This window comes from Bacteroides sp. D22, from assembly GCF_000163675.1.
GTDB lineage: Bacteria > Bacteroidota > Bacteroidia > Bacteroidales > Bacteroidaceae > Bacteroides > Bacteroides xylanisolvens.
This window is the reverse complement of sequence record NZ_GG774822.1, coordinates 58,335-79,665: the sequence shown is the minus strand read 5'-3', so window position 1 is coordinate 79,665 and position 21,331 is coordinate 58,335. Positions and strand designations below refer to the sequence as shown.

Annotated in this window: 12 protein-coding genes; 10 read left to right on the top strand and 2 right to left on the bottom strand. The window is 40.7% G+C overall.

The annotated features are described in order from the left end of the window. The first annotated feature begins 496 nt into the window (after nucleotides 1–496). The 10 genes from HMPREF0106_RS03545 (at nucleotide 497) to HMPREF0106_RS03590 (ending at nucleotide 19,129) form a co-directional block, all read left to right on the top strand. Nucleotides 497–2,410 carry an alginate lyase family protein gene (locus tag HMPREF0106_RS03545; RefSeq protein WP_004302341.1) on the top strand — a complete coding sequence of 638 codons (1,914 nt, stop codon included), beginning with the start codon at nucleotides 497–499 and terminating at the stop codon, nucleotides 2,408–2,410. 59 nt (nucleotides 2,411–2,469) lie between these two features. After that, nucleotides 2,470–6,546: a hybrid sensor histidine kinase/response regulator transcription factor gene (locus tag HMPREF0106_RS03550; RefSeq protein WP_009040947.1), complete on the top strand. Its 4,077-nt coding sequence runs from the start codon at nucleotides 2,470–2,472 to the stop codon at nucleotides 6,544–6,546. Between the two features lie 114 nt (nucleotides 6,547–6,660). Continuing rightward, a complete protein-coding gene (locus tag HMPREF0106_RS03555) occupies nucleotides 6,661–7,035 on the top strand; it encodes a hypothetical protein (RefSeq protein ID WP_008770872.1) in 375 nt (124 codons plus the stop codon). A 237-nt stretch (nucleotides 7,036–7,272) separates the two neighbouring features. Beyond that, entirely contained in the window at nucleotides 7,273–7,803 is a 531-nt protein-coding gene (locus HMPREF0106_RS03560) for a sigma-70 family RNA polymerase sigma factor (RefSeq protein ID WP_008774962.1), read from the top strand. 49 nt (nucleotides 7,804–7,852) lie between these two features. Beyond that, on the top strand, nucleotides 7,853–11,101 hold the full coding sequence (locus HMPREF0106_RS03565) for a SusC/RagA family TonB-linked outer membrane protein (RefSeq protein ID WP_009040946.1): 3,249 nt from the start codon (nucleotides 7,853–7,855) through the stop codon (nucleotides 11,099–11,101). A gap of 33 nt (nucleotides 11,102–11,134) precedes the next feature. Beyond that, the gene (locus HMPREF0106_RS03570) at nucleotides 11,135–12,931 is read left to right on the top strand and encodes a RagB/SusD family nutrient uptake outer membrane protein (protein WP_004316047.1); all 1,797 of its coding nucleotides are present in this window, start codon (nucleotides 11,135–11,137) and stop codon (nucleotides 12,929–12,931) included. 36 nt (nucleotides 12,932–12,967) lie between these two features. Continuing rightward, nucleotides 12,968–14,161, top strand: coding sequence for a DUF5013 domain-containing protein (locus HMPREF0106_RS03575; RefSeq protein ID WP_004302353.1), 1,194 nt, complete (start codon nucleotides 12,968–12,970; stop codon nucleotides 14,159–14,161). A 49-nt stretch (nucleotides 14,162–14,210) separates the two neighbouring features. Next, on the top strand, nucleotides 14,211–16,250 hold the full coding sequence (locus HMPREF0106_RS03580; protein WP_050427897.1) for an IPT/TIG domain-containing protein: 2,040 nt from the start codon (nucleotides 14,211–14,213) through the stop codon (nucleotides 16,248–16,250). A 58-nt stretch (nucleotides 16,251–16,308) separates the two neighbouring features. Then, nucleotides 16,309–17,607, top strand: a complete 1,299-nt coding sequence (locus HMPREF0106_RS03585) for an alginate lyase family protein (protein WP_009040944.1) — start codon at nucleotides 16,309–16,311, stop codon at nucleotides 17,605–17,607. A gap of 115 nt (nucleotides 17,608–17,722) precedes the next feature. Next, nucleotides 17,723–19,129 (top strand): glycosyl hydrolase family 28 protein, encoded by a 1,407-nt coding sequence (locus HMPREF0106_RS03590; RefSeq protein ID WP_008643185.1) that lies wholly within the window; start codon nucleotides 17,723–17,725, stop codon nucleotides 19,127–19,129. Nucleotides 19,130–19,213: 84 nt separating this feature from the next. Here the strand turns inward: HMPREF0106_RS03590 and HMPREF0106_RS03595 are convergent, their stop codons facing one another. Together HMPREF0106_RS03595 and uxuA are read right to left on the bottom strand one after the other, a co-directional pair. Then, nucleotides 19,214–20,059: a hypothetical protein gene (locus tag HMPREF0106_RS03595; RefSeq protein WP_008643187.1), complete on the bottom strand. Its 846-nt coding sequence runs from the start codon at nucleotides 20,057–20,059 to the stop codon at nucleotides 19,214–19,216. A gap of 77 nt (nucleotides 20,060–20,136) precedes the next feature. Continuing rightward, a complete protein-coding gene (uxuA, locus tag HMPREF0106_RS03600; protein ID WP_009040943.1) occupies nucleotides 20,137–21,324 on the bottom strand; it encodes a mannonate dehydratase in 1,188 nt (395 codons plus the stop codon). Nucleotides 21,325–21,331: the final 7 nt, after the last annotated feature.

Below are 21,331 nucleotides of genomic sequence, written 5' to 3'. Positions count from 1 at the left end.
AAATACCAGAATGAATACAATATAAATAATCAATATATCAATTGAAGAAGCCCGAAGATTAAAAAGGATGAAAGCAATAGGTGGCATGACCATGTAAAGTTGTGACACGTCTATATGAGGAAAAGTAACTAGGAAGACTTTATTTATTATTAGATATACAAGAGTATTGCCATTAAATAAGTTTTGAGAAGAGAAGGGAACTATTGATTATTAAACAATTAGCACTCGTGCGTTTTCCCTGATTAGATAAGAGTAACTTTAGTATTAGAAGGAAAGAACTTTGCAATAGGAAGATAATAACTTATCTATTAATAGATGAGAGCAAAGCTGCACTGGAATCAGAATTAAGGAGTCTGGAAGAGAACCATGAGTATAAATACAAGAGTTTTATTCCCGGGTTTATGCTAATCAAAGTAAATGTTTCATTCACTTTGAACTCCTTTTTATTACTAAATACTATCTTTGCTTATCACTTGTATAAAAAACGAATCGCACTATGATTAACAAAATTATATGGATTATTGGGATTGTATGGATTGGGAATATTCAAAATGGAGTGCAAGCGCAACGACGTAACTTTATCCATCCCGGAATCACCTATACCCAAGGTGATTTAGACCGGATGAAAGCTATGGTCAAGGCGAAACATGAGCCTTATTATTCTACTTTTCTGAAATTAAAGGAATCTCCCTATTCTTCACTCAATACGCAAGTTATCAATCGGGGAAAACAAATCAGAGAAGGACGTTTTAATGCTACTATCGGAGTAGATGGCAGGCGGGCACATGACTTAGCATTGCTTTGGCATCTGACGGGCGATGAGGCTTATGCCCGTAAAGCGGTCGAATATCTGAATGCTAATTCTTATTATACCAATACAAGTAGTCGTGGAACAGGACCATTAGATAACGGAAAGATTTACCTTTTAATTGATGCCGCCGAATTAATGCGTGATTATTCCGGTTGGAAAGTAGAAGACCAGCAACGTTTTAAAAATATGTTGGTCTATCCTGGATATAGCAATACGGAAGATTTCTCTTCCAAATATGCAAATTACTGGGATGATTCAAAGAACGGAGTTACATTCTATTGGAATATTTTTAATTTCGATGCCGCAAGGTTTGGTAATCAAGGACTTTTCGCTGCTCGTGGAATGATGGCAATGGGGATTTACTTAGATAACGAAGTAATGTATGACCGTGCTTACCGTTATTTATTGGGAATGAAGCATCGACCGGATGATTTACCTTATCCTTCAGGACCGACGGTCACTAGCAAAGAACCGATTAAGAAATCACCAACCATGCTTGATTATAAATTGGAAGGAAGAGAAAACAAGATTTCAGATTATGGATACGATGAACAGCTACAGTATTATATCTATCCAAACGGTCAATGTCAGGAGTCGAGTCGCGACCAGGGACATGTATTGGCAGGTATCCACAATTATGTAGCTATCGCAGAAATGGCATGGAATCAGGGAGATTCTTTGTATAATTGTCTCAATAACCGTTTGCTTCTTGGTTTGGAATGGAACTATCGTTATAACCTCTCTAAAGTCCAGACCTATGAAGAGCAAAAAGAGCCTTGGGAACCGACAAGTTATAGTAAGAATTCAAATGAAGTTACCTTTGAGAACGGAAAATTTCTCCAGATAAAAAGCCGTAGTGGACGTTGGGAATCCGTAGCCGTATCTCCTCACGGACGTGGAGACGTAGCAGGTAGTGGCGGAACTCGTGAAATGGCATTGGCGCATTATGCAGTACGTGCTGGATTGCCGGAGAACAACTATACCTGGTTGAAACGTTACCGTGATTATATGATAGAACATCACGGTTGCGAAAACTGGGGGATAGCACCCAACTGGTTTTATGAATGGACTGGCTGGGGAACATTGACCAAGCGATTGACTCCCTGGATGGCAGGCGATCCCGTTTCTTTCTCTACGGGAAAGCGTGTATCAGGAATTCATTTGCTACCTTGTGAAATATCGGCTGCCGATTACGATTATTATTGTCTTGCGGAAGATCCCGAAGGGCATACCTATCACAATGTAGGAAAGAAACGTGGCAACGAATACAGACCTGACGGAGCAGTAGAGCTACGAAAAGAAGAAGATAATTACGTCGTTACCCAAATAGAAGATGGAGAATGGATGAATTATACTGTAAGTATTCCTACCGATGGAGATTATACCGTTTATCTTGTTTATCAATCAAAAGGAAATTCTTTATTGTCCGTAGCTTCTGATTCAGAAGTAAAGACAGAACCCATGCAATTACCCAGTTCTATACAATGGACGGAAAGAGAAATAGGAAAACTCACTCTTCCCGCAGGAGCTTGTGTACTTCGTTTACAGATAGAGCAAGCCGGAGATAAACTCGAAATTCAGAAAATAATAGTAAAGTAGGATAAGGGGATTTGATTCTTCGTTCGTACTTAATAATAGTACTACAAAAAAAGATGGCCATGAAAATTCGAATATGTTTGTTAATCATACTAATGGGATTATTGTATCCGGGTTATATTAGCTCGCAAGAATCCCCTTATGTATTCCGCCAGATTGGAGTTGTCGAAGGATTACCGGATAACTATGTAAAAAGCGTTTTCCCCATTCCCGACGGACGTATCGGTGTGCGAAGTACTGTGTTATTAAGCCTGTATGATGGTGCGAACTATTCAAATTTCCCTTTCAATATTCATGGCGAATATTCGATAGCATATAACCATATTATTCCCGAACAATATATTGATGCCGACAAACGTTTGTGGATGAAAGAACGCAAGAGCCTACGCGTCTTCGATTTGACTACCGAACAGTACATCTATAACGTAGATTCTTTATTTCAACAATTCGGCTTAAAGGATAAAGTGGCGGACCTGATTATTGATTCAGAGAAACATTGTTGGTTTCTGACGCCGGGTTCCTCTGTCTATATGTACGATGCAGAGACAAAATCAATCGAACAGGTTTGTAGGAATGATGAGTTTATGGAATACTATGGAGGATTACTCGGAGTAGAAAGTCATGGAAAATACAGTTGGATGGTTCATCAGAAAGGGGCTATCCGTTGCTACGATTTAGAAAAGAAACGTTTCGTGCATCAACTTGATTTCCTGAAAGACCAACTGAAACCGGATGACCGTGTGGTTTTGAAGATACTCGATAATGGTGACTTTTGGTTGATGTGGGATCGTGGAGTAGGCTATTATGATGTCTATAATAAAAAATGGAACCAAATTTCAGGTATCCAACTCGGACACTATTCATGGTTTACTTCTATGGATGTGGATAAAGGTGGAAATGCATGGGTAGGAACCGTTATCGATGGATTCTATGTCATTGATATGCACAATTTCTCTGTAACCCGGACACTGGATATTCCTTTATTATCAGGTAATACAGTACGAAACGGTATTCAAAGCATCTATTGCGACCGGGAAAATAATTCCGTTTGGATAGGACTTTATAATCAGGGAATGTGTTATTATCATCCCAGCATGAATAAAATAGTGCTGTACAATAAGAAGATGATAAATGGCGACTGGAAAGGAGAGGAAATCCGCTGTATGCTCGAAACATCTAAAGGAGAAATTCTGATGGGTACTACGCAGGGTGTCTATCGCTATGAACCGGAGACTAAAAGCATGAACAGATTCTATCATGAATTCAGTCAGAAGAATTGCCGTGTACTTTATGAGGACAGCAAGAAGCGTGTTTGGGTCGGAACATACCACGATGGGCTCTACTGCATAGATCATGGAAAGGTACAATCTTACGATTATCCCGATACGGATTATCAGAATGAATTGGATTTCAGTAATATCCGTGTCATGGTCGAAGATTCTTCCGGTCGATTGTGGGTAAGTATATATGGTGGTGTAGGATTATTCAATCCTGAAAACGGGCAAATAAACTTATTGTCCGAACAGTTTCCCGAACTCAAAAAATATAAAGTAGCGAATGCATTGGCCATAGATAATCGATCCCGGTTGGTCGTAGGCAGTGATAATGGACTCTACATTTACGATCCTGCAACGAATAAAATATGGATACCGGAGGAAGACGGGCAGGCTAATTCTATTTTCAATCAGGGAAGTATCAAGTATAATCAGATCCTCAAAGACCATGAGGGAACTTTATGGTTTGCTACACAATATGGCTTGAGCGTTTTGACTTACAATGGGCAAAGCTACACATTAGGGAAAGAAGAAGGTCTGTCTAAAGCTATCCTGAACGTAGTGGAAGATAAGAACCATGATATATGGATTTCGACAGTCACTTCTATTTATAAGATAAAAGTAGACAGAAGAGCAGATAAATACAGTTTTCATGTAATCAGCTGTCTGTCGGAAGATGAAATCCGTCAGGATGATTTATATAGTTTCCCTTCGTTAATGACCAGGGACAATCAGCTTTTCCTGGGGCTGATGAACGGCTTTATTGCTTTCTCACCAGAAAACATGATAGATAATCAGTGCCTCAATCGTCCTCTGTTTACCTCATTCCGCTTGTTTAATGTTCCGGTTGTTTCGGGCGAAATATATAACGGACGTGTCTTATTTGATAAAGCATTAAGTTATTCGGACGAAGTACAATTAAAATATGATGAGAACTATATCACACTTGAGTTTTCTGGTCTGAACTTCCCTAATCCTTCTCAAACCTCTTTCCGTTACCAACTGGAAGGATTTGACAAAGAATGGACGGAAACCCTTTTTGAGAATGGACAAGGACGTGTGGTCTATAATAATCTCCCTTCGGGCGAATACATCTTCCGTGTGTCCGCTGCCGGAAACGACCGGATATGGGGACCGGAGTCTGCATTCAAAATTGTAATTCATCCCCCATTCTGGGATACACTGGCCGCTCGTATTTTCTATGCAATTTTAGTTATTCTCTTAATCTTCGGGCTGATCTACGTAATAAACCGCCGCAACCGGCAGAAGATGATTCGTATGCAAGAAGAGGAAGCGTTGAAGCAGAAAGAAGAACTGGATCAGATGAAATTCCGCTTCTTCACAAATATAAGCCATGAACTCCGCACTCCGCTGACATTGATTATCACGCCATTAGACATGGTGATACGTCGATTGACAGACGATGCGATGAAAAAACAACTGAATACCATCTATAAGAATGCTCAAAACCTATTGTCATTGGTGAATCAGCTACTCGATTTCCGCAAACTGGAAATGAAAGGAGAGAGGTTGCATCTGATGAACGGCGATATGGAGGAATTTATTGTTTCTGCCTATAACAACTTCATGCCAATGGCAGTAGAGAAGCACCTTAACTTTGTGAACCAATCTGAACATAGAGCGCTTTATATGTTCTTCGACCGGGATAAGGTACATAAGATTGTGAATAATCTTTTGTCCAATGCCTTCAAATATACGCCGGAAGGCGGGACGGTAGACTTACTGCTTGCAACAGAAGAAATAGAAGGAAGAAACTACGTGAGAATATCCGTATCGGACACTGGAATCGGAATATCCGAATCAGACCTTCCTTATATCTTCGACCGTTTCTATCAGGTAGGAAATGAAGGAGACGAAAAAATAGGTAGTGGCATCGGACTTCATTTGGTAAGGGAATATGTAAATATACATGGTGGCCGTATTAAAGTGGACAGCCGGATAGATCGTGGATCAGTATTCACCGTTTGGTTGCCGATGGACCTGAAACCGGAACCGAACGAACTGCCGGAAGAAATCATCGGAACGGAAACACCAGACATTAAAGAGAAAGAAACCACTACATCTACAGTCGATGATAACCTGAAGAAACTGTTGTTAGTGGAGGACAATCAGGAATTCCGTACTTTCCTGAAAGAACAGTTAGAAGATTTTTATCAAATCATTGAAGCGGCAGACGGCGAGGAAGGAGAGCGAAAAGCGATAGAGGAAAATCCGAACCTGATTATCAGCGATATTATGATGCCGAAAGTAGACGGTATCGAACTTTGCCGTCGGATCAAGACGAACGTGCAGACTTCCCATATACCTGTGATATTATTGACAGCCCGTACTGCCGATGATATCAAGATTAACAGCTATGAAGTAGGAGCAGACTCTTATATGTCGAAACCTTTCAACTTTGATATGCTGATGGTACGCATTGAAAAGCTGATAGAGCAGCAGGAAAAGAGAAAACAGGAATTCCGTAAAAACATAGAAGTAAATCCGAGTGCTATCACCATTACTTCAGTAGACGAACAGCTCATACAGAAGTGTCTGGAATACATAGAAAAGAACATGGACAATCCGGAATATGGCGTAGAAGAATTGAGTGGCGATTTGGGTATGGTGCGTATGAGCCTTTACCGCAAGCTGCAATCCATCACCGGACACACACCGACAGACTTTATTCGCAGCATCCGTTTGAAACGGGCGGCACAATTATTACAAGGAAGTCAGTTGCCGATTGTTGAAATAGCGAACCGGGTAGGATTCAGTTCACCCAGCTATTTCTCGAAGTGTTTTAGAGAAATGTTCGGGATGCTTCCCAAGCAATATGCCGAGGAATCGGGAAGAAAAGAATGACATTGTGTTTGTGTTTGTAGTTTAATTATTACATTTGCGCTCAATAAGTGAGATAATTGTAAGATCTTGTTCACATTGGAGCAGAAAAAGTTTTATTTTATAATATATGTTGATATGAAAGTATTAGTTTTAATTTCATTGGTAGGAGGTTTGATGTTATCCTCTTGCGGAGGTAGCAGTTCAAAAAATAATGCAAATGTTAAGGAGGTAAATCCTGCAGATACCATCTATTTGGGAGACTTACGTGAAAAATTTGCAAATGATAGTGTTTTCTTTAAAATAGTGGCACCGGATTTGATGTTGATGGATTATCAGTATCTTTGGGCAGTAACAGAATCGGAAGCAGTAGAGAAAGGACTGACAAAAGAATACTATAAACGTGTGAAGAAAGAAATCAGCGATACGAATGAAGCGATCAAAAGAGGTGTGATGAAAGGTGCGAACGTAAAACGTATACCGGATTTCCAGGCATCACAGGAAAATAAATAATGAATCCTTCCGGATGAAAGCTTTCATCCATGCAAATATAAGAACAGGGGAGTCGTCAAATGTAACGACATCCCCTTTTTTATTGGTGTAACGGTTAGATTTATCCCGATGAAATGGGAAGTTTTTGCAAAAATACACGCTTGTTACGATAGTTTTGTTATCTGTTACTTTTGTGGTATTTGAATTTGAAACTTGTTCCTACTTTTGTATCATCGTTAAACGGATAAATTTAATGCCATGAATAAACAGCAAGCTACATTTGACGACTTCTTCTCTGAATGCTATCTTAAATATAAGGAGTATATCAAGAACTATATCGCTATCCGCATTTGCCATCCGCATGAAGCGGAAGATTTGGCACAGGATGTCTTTGTCCGCTTATGGGAACACAGGGCATTCGTGAACAAAGATACAGTCTGGTCTTTGCTTTTTACCATCGCTCGCAATATAGTAACCGATAAAATCCGTCGTTATTATAAACAGGAAGATTTCGTCGCCTACGTATATAATAGGATGGAAGACACCAGTCGGAATACCACAGAAGATACCATTCATTTTCGTGAACTAAAGAAGATGCACGATCAGGTAATGGAAACTCTTCCTGTCAAACGCCGTCAGATTTATGAACTTAGTTTCAATCATGAACTCTCTTGTCCTGCCATTGCAGGAAAGCTGTCCTTATCTCCCCGTACAGTAGAATGTCAACTATTACTGGCTCGTAAGACTGTTCGCACCTATTTGAAAAATGAATTCTCCAAAGTCGGTTAAATACCAGATTCGGAAAAACACATATTAACTTTAACAATTTAATAGTATTATGGAAATTAAATCCAAATTCTTATGTTCAAAAGGAGTCGCATTGGCTTTCGCCATGCTGCTGGGTGGTTCGCCCGGTGTATTGCTCTATGCAAATGATTCTGTAGAAGAGAGTTTGATGGTAGTCCAGACGGGCCGCACCATCAAAGGACTTGTGACAGATGCGAATGGTGAACCACTGATTGGTTGTAATGTAGTGGTCGTAGGAAGCAATGCAGGAGTAATTACCGATATTGACGGTCGGTTTACGCTGAATATTCCTGCTGATGCCAAACAGATAAAAGTTAGCTATATCGGATATGTAGATCAGATTATTAACCTTCACGACCGCTCTGATTTTAAAGTGGTATTAAAGGAAGATAATAATGCACTGGACGAGGTTGTTGTAGTGGGTTATGGCACGCAGAAAAAAGCGACGTTGACAGGGGCGGTAGAACAAATTGGTAGCCAGGTATTGGAAAGTCGTGCCATTACCAATGTCGGTGCTGCTCTGCAAGGAGCCACTCCGGGGTTGGTAGTCACTCGTTCTTCCTCACGTCCGGGTAATGAAGGTTTAAATTTCCAGATTCGTGGTCTGACATCTGTCAATGGAGGTAGTCCGTTGATTATTGTAGATGGGGTACCTGTATTGAATTCAGAGTCATTCCAAAATCTAAACTCAGATGATATTGAGAATATTAGTGTTTTGAAAGACGGTTCAGCTTCCATTTATGGGGCGAAAGCAGCTAATGGCGTTATCTTGGTAACTACCAAAAAAGGTAAAGGCAAGACAACGGTTGATTATGGCTTCAATATGCGTTTCACTACCAATGGTATTATGGCTTTCTCTCCCAGTATGCAGGAATATGCTTCCATGTGGCTGGAAGCCAATAAAGAAATGCCGGAACATGACTGGTGGGGCTGGGGAGAAGAAAACCTGAAGAAGATGGCTCAAGGCATTGAAGGTATTTATGAGTCGACTGTAGCCGATTGGGGTACGATGTTCGTTGGTAATGCCAATCGCCTGGATGAATTGTTTGCCCGCCGTTATTCTTACCAGCATAATTTGAGTGTAGCAGGTTCTACAGATAAATCCGATTACCGCATCTCTTTAGCTTATGCTGATAACCAAGCCAATCTGGCCACTGCTTATGACGGGCAGAAACAGTTGAACTTGCGTTTGAATTATGGAATCAAATTGACTGATTGGTTCAAATTGGAAACTTCGGCAAGTATGATTAAAACAAATACTGAAACACCGACACATGGTATCGACCGTACACTTTACGGAAATGATGCTCCGTTTTTTCCGGCTAAGAATCCCTATGGACAATGGTATGCCAACTTTGGTAATGTGGGCGACCGCAATGCGGCGGCAGCTACAACAGATGGAGGACGTGACGAGAGGGAAAAACTGACTACCCGTGTCGATTTCAAAGCATTGGTGGATATTTGGAAAGGAATCACTTTCGAGGGTACTGCTTCCTTTCAAAATGAGGAATACCGTAGAGAACGCTATTCGCTTCCGGTACAGTGTTACAATTGGTTCGGCGAGCAGACGGCGAAGTTAGTATATGAAACAACACAAACCCTTAGTACTCCGCAAGATGTGATGAACTTTAAAGATTCTCATCAGCCGGGATATTTGGTACAGGCAAATAATGCCCGGTATCAGTACTATTCAGGGTTATTGAAATATAAGCGTACATTTGCCGAAGTACATAATATAGATGCTATGTTCGGTATCAGTGCCGAGAAGTGGGTAAATAAAAAAGTCGTTACCGCCCGTGAGAAGTTTGAGGATGCCGGAATTTACGATTTGAATTTGGCTACGGGTACACAGGGTAACGGTGGAGGAAAGACTCATAATGGTACCTATTCATATATTGCCCGTTTGAATTATAACTATGCGGAAAAATATATGGTTGAATTGATGGGGCGTCGTGACGGAAATTCCAAGTTTGCTCCCGGTTATCGTTTTAAGAGCTTCGGTTCCGTTTCTTTGGGCTGGGCGTTCTCGGAAGAACAATTTGTAGAATTTTTAAAACCTGTTCTTTCTTTTGGTAAGTTGCGTTTAAGTTACGGTAGTTCGGGTAATGATGTCGGGCTGGGTGATTACGATTATGTGTCTACTGTCTCTCTTGGAACAGCCGGTTTTGGAACTATACCTGCTAATCAAGTATCTTCAGGTTTTGGCGGTTTAATTTCTTATGACCGTACTTGGGAGAAAGTTTCACAGAAAAACTTTGGTATCGATCTTAACTTTTTCGATAATCGTTTGAAAGCTACATTCGATTATTTTATAAAAGATAATACCGGTATGTTGGTAAATGTCACATATCCGGGTGTTTTAGGAGGTAAAGCTCCTAAAACGAATAGTGGTCATTTGAATGTAAAAGGTTGGGAGTTCACTATTGGATGGCGCGATCAGATTAAAGACTTTTCTTACTATGCCAACTTTAATATTGGTGATACAAAGAGTCTGTTGAAAGAGATGGAAGGAGCAGATTCTTATGGGGCTGGTTGGAATGCAGCCGTGAATGGGTATCCTTTGAATTCGTACTTCCTTTATCGTACAGATGGTTACTTTAAAGATCAGGCAGAAGTAGACCGCTATTATGCACTCTATGGAGAGGGTAAAGAAGATCTGACTGGTGTAGGAGCAGGAAGTGCAAGCCGGTTGCGTCCGGGTGATACCAAACGTTTGGATTTGAATGGTGATTATAAGATTTCCGGTGCAGGGAATGAGAATAGCGATTTGCAATATCTTGGTGACTCCAATCCACATTTTGTTTTCGGTTTCACATTGGGAGGAGCATGGAAAGGTTTTGATGTGAACGCGATGTTCCAAGGTGTCGGCAAGCAGTATGTTATCCGTAATGACTGGATGGCTTATCCTTTTCAAACACGTACTGCCAATCAGAACCCGACATATTTGGGCAAAACATGGACAGAGAGCAATCCGAATGCGGAATTTCCTCGTCTGACTACTAATGCGAATCTTGCACGCTGGAATTATCAGAATAACGACTTTATGATGCAGAATAACCGCTATATCCGTTTGAAAACATTAATAGTCGGCTACACATTGCCGCAGATATGGACTCGCAAAGTAAAACTGGAAAAAGTACGTGTTTATTTCTCTGGTAATGATTTATGGGAAGCTACCAGTATTCGAGACGGTTTCGACCCGGAAATGGGAGCAGCCTCCAACAACAGTGGATACCCGTTTGCACGTACTTGGTCGTTCGGTCTGAACATCACTTTATAGTAGCTATGGAAAATTAAATACAGAACAGAAGATATGAAAAAGATAACGAACTATATATTAATTTGTACCTGCGCATTGGGATTTTCTTCATGCGTAAATACGTTCCTCGATTTGGAACCACTGGATGCCAAGACAGATGTAATTTATTTCAAGACACCGGAACATTTTCGCGAATATGCTAACGGGCTTTACGGGCAATTATTGGGATGGCAGTCTTCCTATGGAAGTATATTCGATCACATGGATGCAGCCTCCGATCTTTCTACTTGTTTCAGATATTCGTATGGTGTGGGAACCGGTGTGATGGGAATTCCTAATGACGATAGTCGTTGGAATAATTGCTATAGTAATATTCGTGCCACTAATCACATGTTTGAAAGAGCTGTTTCTTCCTATACAGGTAATTTGGCGGATATTAAAAAAGAATTAGCCGAAGGGCATTTCTTCCGTGCCTATAACTATTTTTACTTATTGAAGTTTTTTGGTGGAGTGCCTGTCGTTACGAAGGTTCTCGACGTGACTTCACCGGAGCTATATGGAAAACGTAACAGCCGTTATGAAGTTATCAACTTGATTCTCTCCGATTTGGATGAGGCTATTGCAGGGTTGCCGTTGGAACAGAATATCACTTCTGCCGACAAAGGCAAAATTAGCAAACAGGCTGCACAAGCTTTTAAAGCTCGTGTGTTACTTTATGAAGCTACATGGCGGAAGTACAATGGCACTTCTACTGATTTTGAAGGTTCTGCCGGTCCGGCTTCCGATCAGGTAAATGCTTTTCTGGAAGAATCCGTTCAATTATCCGAAACAGTGATGGGAGATGCTGCTTATTCCCTTTGGAATTATAACAATGTAGCAGCTATGAGAAATATGAGCAATCGTTACCTGTTTAATATTGAAGAAGAAGCTAGTAATCCTGCCGGTGCCGGAAGAGCGACGAACAAGGAATTTATCATCGCTTCTGTATATAGTCAGGAAACGCGTAAAGGACAGGTAGATTTGAATCAGGTGATTTATACGGATATGCGTCCCAGCCGGAAATTGATTGATATGTTTTTATGCACTGACGGGCTTCCGGTTAGTATGTCTGATAAGTTCCAGGGATATAAGAATCCGGGGGACGAATTTCAGAATCGTGATTTCCGTTTGACTTCTTATGTAGGTTCGTATGCTACGAGCCTGACAGTTGAGAATTGTGGGTATGGCGTTTCTAAGTTTGCAATTACTGATATTCAACGTCAAAGTAAAGATGAGTCGGCCAATTATCCGGTACTTCGGTTAGCAGAAGTATACTTGAACTATGCCGAAGCTGTGATGGAACGCTATGGTGAAATATCAGATGACCAGTTGAATAAGTCGATAAATAAAATCCGTGCCCGTGCGGGAATTGCCAACCTAACAAATGCATTGGCAAAGCGAATTCAGGAAGGAGTGCCGGCAAATGCGACTAAGACAGTTAATCAGGTAATGTTGGATGAGATCCGTCGTGAACGTGCATTGGAACTCTATATGGAAGGTTTCCGTTGTGACGACCTGAAACGTTGGGGCATTGCGGAAGAGAATCTGAATGAGTCTCGTTGCGGTGCGGTGGTAGGTAATGCCAGCTATCCTACAGCATTTGTAGACGAAAACGGGAATGCTACCAGTGCTTTCAATCCGGCTATTTTTACGAAAGGAACGGAAGTTGTAGAAACAGGTAAAGGAAAATTACCTTGTGTAGTGCTCCTCAAATCATCTGACTGTGCATTTACTAAAGGAGATTATTTGTGGGCGATTCCAAGAAATCAAATCAATCTGAATTCGAATCTGGTACAAAATCCGGGATATTAATCATTCAATTGTTTAACGTATAATACCATAGATTATATGAAGTTTTTATTCAAATATACATTTCACTTGGCAATACTTGCTTGCGTTTCCGCACTTTTCTCCGGTTGTGAGCAAGACCCCAAGTATAGAGTTTATGATTATCCTGTGCCGGTAGTGGAGAGTATATATCCCACAGATGGATATGTCACTACGCAGGTTGTTATTACAGGAACTAATTTCGGTGATCGTGCTGAAGCAGTGAAAGTTTTCTTCGGTGAAGCCCAATCCAATAAAGTGCTCGACTGCAAGAACAACCGTTTGGTAGTGGAGGTGCCGGAAACGGCAGTAACAGGCAATCTGTCTTTACAGATTTATAATAAAAAGGTGGAGAATATCGGTCATTATACAGTACTACCTACACCACGTGTCATTACAGTGACTTCTGATAGTGAAGACGGTGAAGGGGTAGCTGATACGGGAGACAAGGTTACTATAACAGGTGAAAATTTTGGTACGGATCCATCCGATATTTCTGTTAGTTTCAATGGAACGCCGGCCGAATTTGAGCTGGTGGATGAGTCTACTATTGTTGCGACAACTCCTGCTGATTATCAGACAGGTAGTGTGACTGTGACTATTCACGGATATACAATGACAGGTGGTGCAATGTTCAATCCTAATTCGAAGGGTGATGTGACAGTGCTTTATCTTCAAAACTATAAGCAGCCGTTTGCCAAGGCAAATGATGAAAGTTGGAAGAACGGTGAATGGTGGACTCCGGCAGTGTGGAATCAAAATGCAGCATCGTTCAATGCAAAAGGCAATACGACTGTTTCCGGAATGCAATATAAATCAGAAGAAGGCTTAACGTTAGCATTCCAGAATGGATGGGATAAAGAAGCTTATACGAATGGGAAAATGTGGCAGGTTGCTACGCTCCGTCCTGGTAAATACAGACTGGAAGTCACTTATGCATATACATTGGTAGTTACTGATGCGGGGAACTTTATTTCCGTATTGATAGCTAAAGGAGATAGTGAAAGTGATATACCGAATGTCGCTGATCTTGAGCAATTAAATGGAGTTTATGTGGCCTATGATAAAATGGGAACAGCGAATGATTCGGGTACGTTGGTTACACCTTCATTTGAAGTAACGGAGACAACGGACGTTGTTATTGGATTCCTGACTTCACTGGCAAAGGGTAATTCATACTTTAAGGTGACAGAATTGAAATTGATTCTTGAATAATGTGGAAAAAGAAAAAAGAGTAATTCATCGTGATAATATAATTAAGATTATGAAGAAAATATATAGCTATCTGTTTCCCGTTTTTCTCTCGTTTTTCGCATTAGCTGCTTGTGACGAGGACAATGAAGAATTTGTTCCAATGAGTTACACTGATCCTGTGGCGACCGTAACAAAGATAGAACCCGTCGAAGGATATGTTGGGAATGAATTTACCATTAATGGTGATGATTTTGGAATCAGAACTGAAGATGTAAAAGTGTTTATCGGTTCCCAGGAGGCAGTAGTAGTCTCCTGTGCCGATGATGCTATCCTTGCGAAAGTGCCGGAATCGGCAACAAACGGAAAGATAACCGTTGAGGTTTTCGGGCAACGTGTGGAGACTGATCTAGTTTATCGTGTACTTGGTAAGCCGGGTGTCAGCGTAGTGAAACCTTCTTATGGTTTTCCGGGTGCCAGTATTGTTTTCGAAGGACAAGAATTTGTTTCTTCTAAAACACTGTATACTTTGACTTTCGGGACTTCTACAGACAAGGCAGAGATTGTGGGTACACCTACTGATACCGAATTTACGGCCAAAATTCCCGAGACAGCTGTCAGTGGAGTTATGACACTTATTATGGCAGAACAAACGATTGATTTGGCTTCTTATCCTTTCACTGTGTTGAAGCACGCAACGCTTGATATTCCTAAGGAAGACGAACCGGTTCCATCAGGTTTTGCTGGCAGTAAATTTACAATAACAGGAACCAATCTTGTGCAAGAATTGCTGGATAAGTCTGTTGAAGGGTTGGAGCCTTTGAAAGTAATTTTCTCTAAAGCTGGCGGAGAACCTGTAGAAGCTGTAATAGATACAGATAATTTGATGGATAAGAGTATTCCACTCACTGTACCTGCTTCGTTGGAAGCCGGAGATTATACAATTACTGTCATTACTCCGTTTGAAACTATCGGGACACAGTTGAAATATACGGTATTACCGATGCCGACAGTAACAGGCATTTCAACGAAAGCCGGATATATTAATGCGGAAGTAACGATCATTGGTCAGAACTTTGGTACGAAAGCTGAAAATATTCAGGTCTTTTTCGGAGAAACAGTTTGTGATAAAGTGACACTGAATGATAAAGGTAATATCGTAGTGAATGTTCCCAAAGGAGTTTCATCTGAAGCTTCGGTGAAGATTAAACTGATCATTCAGGGTAAGGAAATAGAGATGGGCGAATCGGGCACATTTGAGGTTTGGGAAACTCCAGAAATCACTTCTGTTGAAACACCGTATATTTATCCTTATGGTACATTAGTAAAAGCCGGACAGGAAATAACATTTACAGGAAAGGGTTTTGGAACGGATAAGAATTCTGTTGCAGTTACTTTTGAGGGAATATCCGTACCCGTTACGGTTAAAGAGATTACTACGACTTCTATTACTGTAACGGTTCCGCAGGGTTTCAATGGTGGAAAAGTAACAATGGTGTTTGAAGGTATTGCACAACCCGTAGAGAGTGATATGTTGCAACCTCTGCCGGTGGATGGAGATATTTCTCAATATGTACTCATGAACTATAAACAGCCTTTTGAATATGTAAAAGAAGGTGGGGATAAAGGATTCCATAAAAAAGGAGAGTGGGCAAAAGCTGCTTATTGGATAGTTCAGAACTCTAACTTGACTGCTGGTGAAGGAGGTGCTGCTGTTGATTTGGCATTTAAAACGAAATATGGTGATGGAAGTGATGCAGGTTTGGCTTTACAAACAGATTGGGGATTTGACAATCCTAAAAATGATGGTAAGGTATATCAGACTTCTCATCTTCAAAAAGGAAAATATAAGTTGACGGCACACGTTTATGAATATGACGGCAGAGGTTTTACCGGTTATGTTGCGGTTTGTAAAGGTAATGAGATGGCAAATACGAGTGATATACCAAGTAAGAGTCTGGCAAACGCTTCTATTTCAGGTACGGGTGATGTAGTAGTTGATATTTCTGTTGAAGAGCCTACCGATGTTGTCATTGGTTTTGTATGTACGATTACAGTAAAACAAGGACGGGCTAAGATAGATAATTTCAAATTAGAGTTAGTAGAGCAATAAACTATAATTGGGTGCACCGTAATCAATGGTAGATACGGTGTACCATTAAACCAAAAATATGATGAAAAAGATATATTATATAACCGCAGTATTTGCTACCCTGTTTTTAGTAGGATGTGGGGACGGCATTGACCTTCCGGGTGTCAATGTGGAAACTGATTTGAATAAAATTCCTCTTCCTGATAATAACGTAAATTTGGAACAGGTTGAACTTAAGCCGTCAACGGAACCCATGCTGCATGAAGGGTTGCATACAGAGGAAGACTTCCAGCGTATCCGGGATAAAAAAGCTGCCGGAGAAGAGCCTTGGGTTAGCGCTTATCAATTATTAGTAGAAAGTCAGTTTTCGCAGAAGACGGCAGATACTTATCCTACGGAATGGATTAAACGTGGAGTTTCCGGTGATGAAAATTATATGAATGCAGCCAGAGGGGCCACTATTGCATATCAGCAGGCGCTTCGTTGGAAGATTGAACAAGATGATGAATATGCGGCAAAAGCAGTGGAGAATCTGAATAAGTGGGTACAGACTTGTGTAGGTGTAACAGGTAATACGAATTTATCGCTTGCCGCAGGACTTTATGGTTATGAATTTGCTATTGCCGGTGAATTATTGAGGGATTATGAAGGATGGGATCGTGCGGACTTCGCAGCGTTCCAGAATTGGTTGCTTAAAGTGTTCTATCCTGCTAATGATGATTTCTTGAAACGTCATCACGATACGAATGCGTTACATTATTGGGCTAACTGGTGTCTTTGTAATATAGCGGCTAAAATGGCTATCGGCATTGTAACCGATCGTCGTGATATTTATAATGAAGGTATCGACCATTTGCAGACGGGTGATACAAACGGACGTTTACGTCGTGCTATCTATCACGATTATGCACCGGACTATAACTTTGCTCAATGGCAGGAAAGTGGACGTGACCAAGGGCACACGTTGATGTGTGTCGGATTGATGGGAGTTATTTGTCAGTTGGCATGGAGTCAGGGAGACGATTTTTTTGCTTATGATGACAATCTGTTCATGCGGGCTTGTGAATATGCTGCTTGTTGTAATTACACTAATGAGACTGTACCATATACTACTTATATATGGCAAAAACAGAGTCAATGGGGATATCCGATTCCGGAAGAGCAAACAACACTTGGTGGCGGTAAATGGATCAAACGTGCAATATGGGCGTTGCCTTACTATCATTACAAAGGGGTAAAAGACATCTCGGATGATAATCTCAAATATACTAAGATAGCTACGGAATATGTAGGAATAGAAGGAGGAGGTGGGTATTATGACGCTAACTCCGGTGGCTATGACGTACTTGGGCTCGGTACGCTGATGTATGCAAGATAAAATGAATAAAATGTGTTAGACTTCGCCACAGATTCGGATATGCCAGTGTGGATGGATTATTTGTATCAATCTGTGGTGAATTCCAGGACATTAACGGTATTAGTAAAAACTTGAAATGAATAAACTAATAAGAATAGCGCTCACATTTTTACTTGTAATGACCACAGGAGTCATACAAGCAGAAATAGTCATCTATCCGGTACCTCAAGGCATCTATTATGCCCGTCACAATGATGACTATACGGTAAAAGTACGGCAAGTGGGAGAAAAAGACTGGGTAGATCTTTATGAGTATAACGTAAAGGTGGATATGGATACGAAGTCCGATGCCACGATGGTTCAGTTCGACTTTTCAGGGAAAGTGGAAGTATTGGTACAAAAGAACAATGGGGAAATCCGTTCGGCAGTGGTGCGTCCTTTATCCAAAGGTATCCAACCGGAGATTGATGGTAACTTTCTATTGTTTACGATAGATAAACCACAAAAGTTGTCGGTCGAGTTTAATGGAGATCGCCTGAATAATTTGCATGTATTTGCCAATCCTATCATCAAAAATGTGCCAGATAAGAATGATCCGAACGTGATTTATTTTGAAGCTGGAATACATGAACCGACTGATACGGCTGGAAAATGCTTCCGTATTCCCAGTAATACGACGGTTTATTTAGAAGGTGGTGCCGTTTTGAAAGGTTGTCTCATTTGCGACAGTGTAGAAAATGTGAAAATATTGGGACATGGCATGTTGCTTGAACCGCAACAGGGAATTTCGGTTACCTACTCCCGGAATGTACTGATTGATGGAGTTACGGTGGTAAATCCACGGCATTATACTGTCTCTGGGGGACAATCTACCGGAATTACTATTAAAAATCTGAAATCATTCAGCTATCAGGGTTGGAGTGATGGGCTGGATTTTATGTCCTGCTCGGATGTGATGATTGATGATGTGTTTCTTCGTAATTCGGATGATTGTATAGCTCTTTATACGCATCGTTGGAATTATTATGGAGACTGTCGCAATGTTCATGTACTTAATTCTACTCTATGGGCAGATATTGCGCATCCTATCAATATCGGTACACATGGAAATACGGAAACGGGAGATGAAGTTTTGGAAGATATAGTATTCAGGAATATTGATATATTGGAGCATGATGAGGATGATCGTGATTACCAAGGCTGTATGACTATCAATGTAGGGGATCACAACCTGGCACAAAACATTACTTTTGAGGACATTCGTGTGGAACATATTCAGGAAGGACAGTTATTTCATCTTCGGGTGATGTATAACCAAAAATACAATACAGGTCCCGGCAGAGGTGTCAAGAACATAACATTCCGTAATATTTCATGTACCGGGAAATATATCAATTCTTCTTTAATAGAAGGTTATGATAAAAATAGGAAGATTGAGAATATTTTGTTCGAAAACATTGTGTTGAACGGTAGGCGGATCACTTCTTTGGAAGAATTGAATATAGATAAAAAAGATTTTGTAGAGAAGATACGGATAAAGTAGCTAATAACTAAAAGATGAAAGATGCGACAAAAAACAGTTTTTCGTGCTTTTTGCCGCATCTATTTTATAGAAAGAGGAATAAACCTATCGTAAAGGAGTGAATGAACCTATATAAATGCGTTCTATTTTCAGGGAGGTGGCATTTATTCCGAATAGGTCGGTCACATCTGATTTATAATCTTCAGTCACATCTTCCACTAACCAATAAGGAATCGGGCCAAGGTCTCGTGTGGTGATACTCTTTGAAGTATCGGGACGTTCGGGAAGTTTAAATTTGCAGTCATACTCTTTACCATTGATTGTAATTTGGAATGTAGTGCCTGACTCTGATGTGGAGCGGGAGAAGCTTCCTTCTATTTTCGGAGCATTATCTTTACTAGTAACAATTGTCACTTTACCACTACTTTTTTGGTCATAAGAGAAAGCTATTACTCCTGTAGCTTGTATACCCGCTTCATCCTTTATCTTTTTTATGACCGCTTCTAGTTTTTCTTTTTGTTGTTCATCCAACAGACTTTCATCTATTCCTGTGATTCTTGCTTCCACAGAATTCACTGAAAAAGATTGTTTGCCGTTAACGACCTTTAGTCCTATTTTTATGATTCTTCCATCAGCGTCTTTTACCATCAATGACGTGTTGCCCAGTTTTATAGAGCTGATCTGAATATCATTGTTTTCGTCCACATAAGCTATAGCAATTTGCCCATCGGCTATTTCTGCTGTATAAGGAGCTACGCCACCTTTAATTCCCAACTTTGTTCCTCCCGTGATTGACAAACTGGTTTCACTGATAGGAGGTTCCGGGTCGAACATCACTTCCCAATATTCATATAGGTAAAAAGCATCAGCTTCGTCGCTGCATGAATAAAATACAGGAAGGGAGCATAATAGAATAAATAGTAGACAGAGCTTCGTCATTTTTGCTTTCATGATATTCTTCTTTTTTATTTCTTCACAAAAGTAAAGCTCCTTTCCTGTATTTCAAAGTATATTGATGAAAAATAAGATTAAAATTCTATCTTATGTTGTTTCTCATCATCCACCACAGCCATCATTCCTTCTACCTGTGCTAAAGCCAGCATACGTCCGTGGAAAGAATAACCGGCATTGTAGCCTTTATCCTCATCTCCGAGCATCATTCGTCCATGATCTACGCGCATGGGAAGTCCCGGATTCTCTTTCTCGAAAATGCGGATGAGATCAATCAGATGTCCTCTTCCTGATAGATGAGAACTTTCGATGAAGTTTCCACCCGGCATGGCCTCTGTACTGCGTAGATGAACGAAATGGGTTCTTCCTGCAAACTTCTTCGCCAATTCACGAGTATCATTATGTGCGCCTGCGCTAAGAGAACCTGCACAGAAAGTCAGCCCATTATGCGGATTGTCTACGGCATTCAGGAACCAGGCTATATCTTCTTCATTGGTGACAATACGGGGTAGGCCGAGAACCTGGAATGGAGGATCATCCGGGTGTACGCACATGTTGATACCATATTCATCGCATACAGGCATAATTGCAGAAAGGAAGTAACACATATTCTCTCGTAAAGCGTCCCGGTCTATGTCTTTATATAAACCTAACAGACGTTTGAATATAGCAACCGGGTTTTTATCTCCTTCTTTGATATTACCGTTCACAAATCCTTGTGTCTTGACGATAATAGTATCAATCAAATTGTCCTTTTCGGTCTCTGTAATCACTTTGTCCAGTTCGGTAACTTTATGCAGTTCTTCTTCTGTATAGTCTTTTTCAGCTCCTTCACGTTCCAGTATTTTGATGTCGAAGTAAGCGAAACGAATACGGTCGTAGTAAAGCGAACTGGTACCGTCCGGCCAAGGGTACTGTAAATCCGTACGTATCCAGTCGATTACCGGCATGAAGTTGTAACAGACTGTTTTCACTCCGCATTTACCCAGGTTGGCAAGACTTACTTTATAATTTTCAATCAACTGTTCACGTTCCGTACCCGCATACTTGATTGCCTCACAAACCGGAAGGCTTTCCACGACCGACCAGCGCATCCCATACGATTCAATATACGATTTTAAATCGTTGATGGCTTCTACTGTCCAAATCTCTCCGTTCGGTACCTCGTGTAATGCAGTGACGATTCCTTCAACACCTATCTGACGGAGCATTGGCAAGGTGATTTTATCTTTCTTGCCGAACCATCTCCATGTTTTTTCCATCATAACGTTT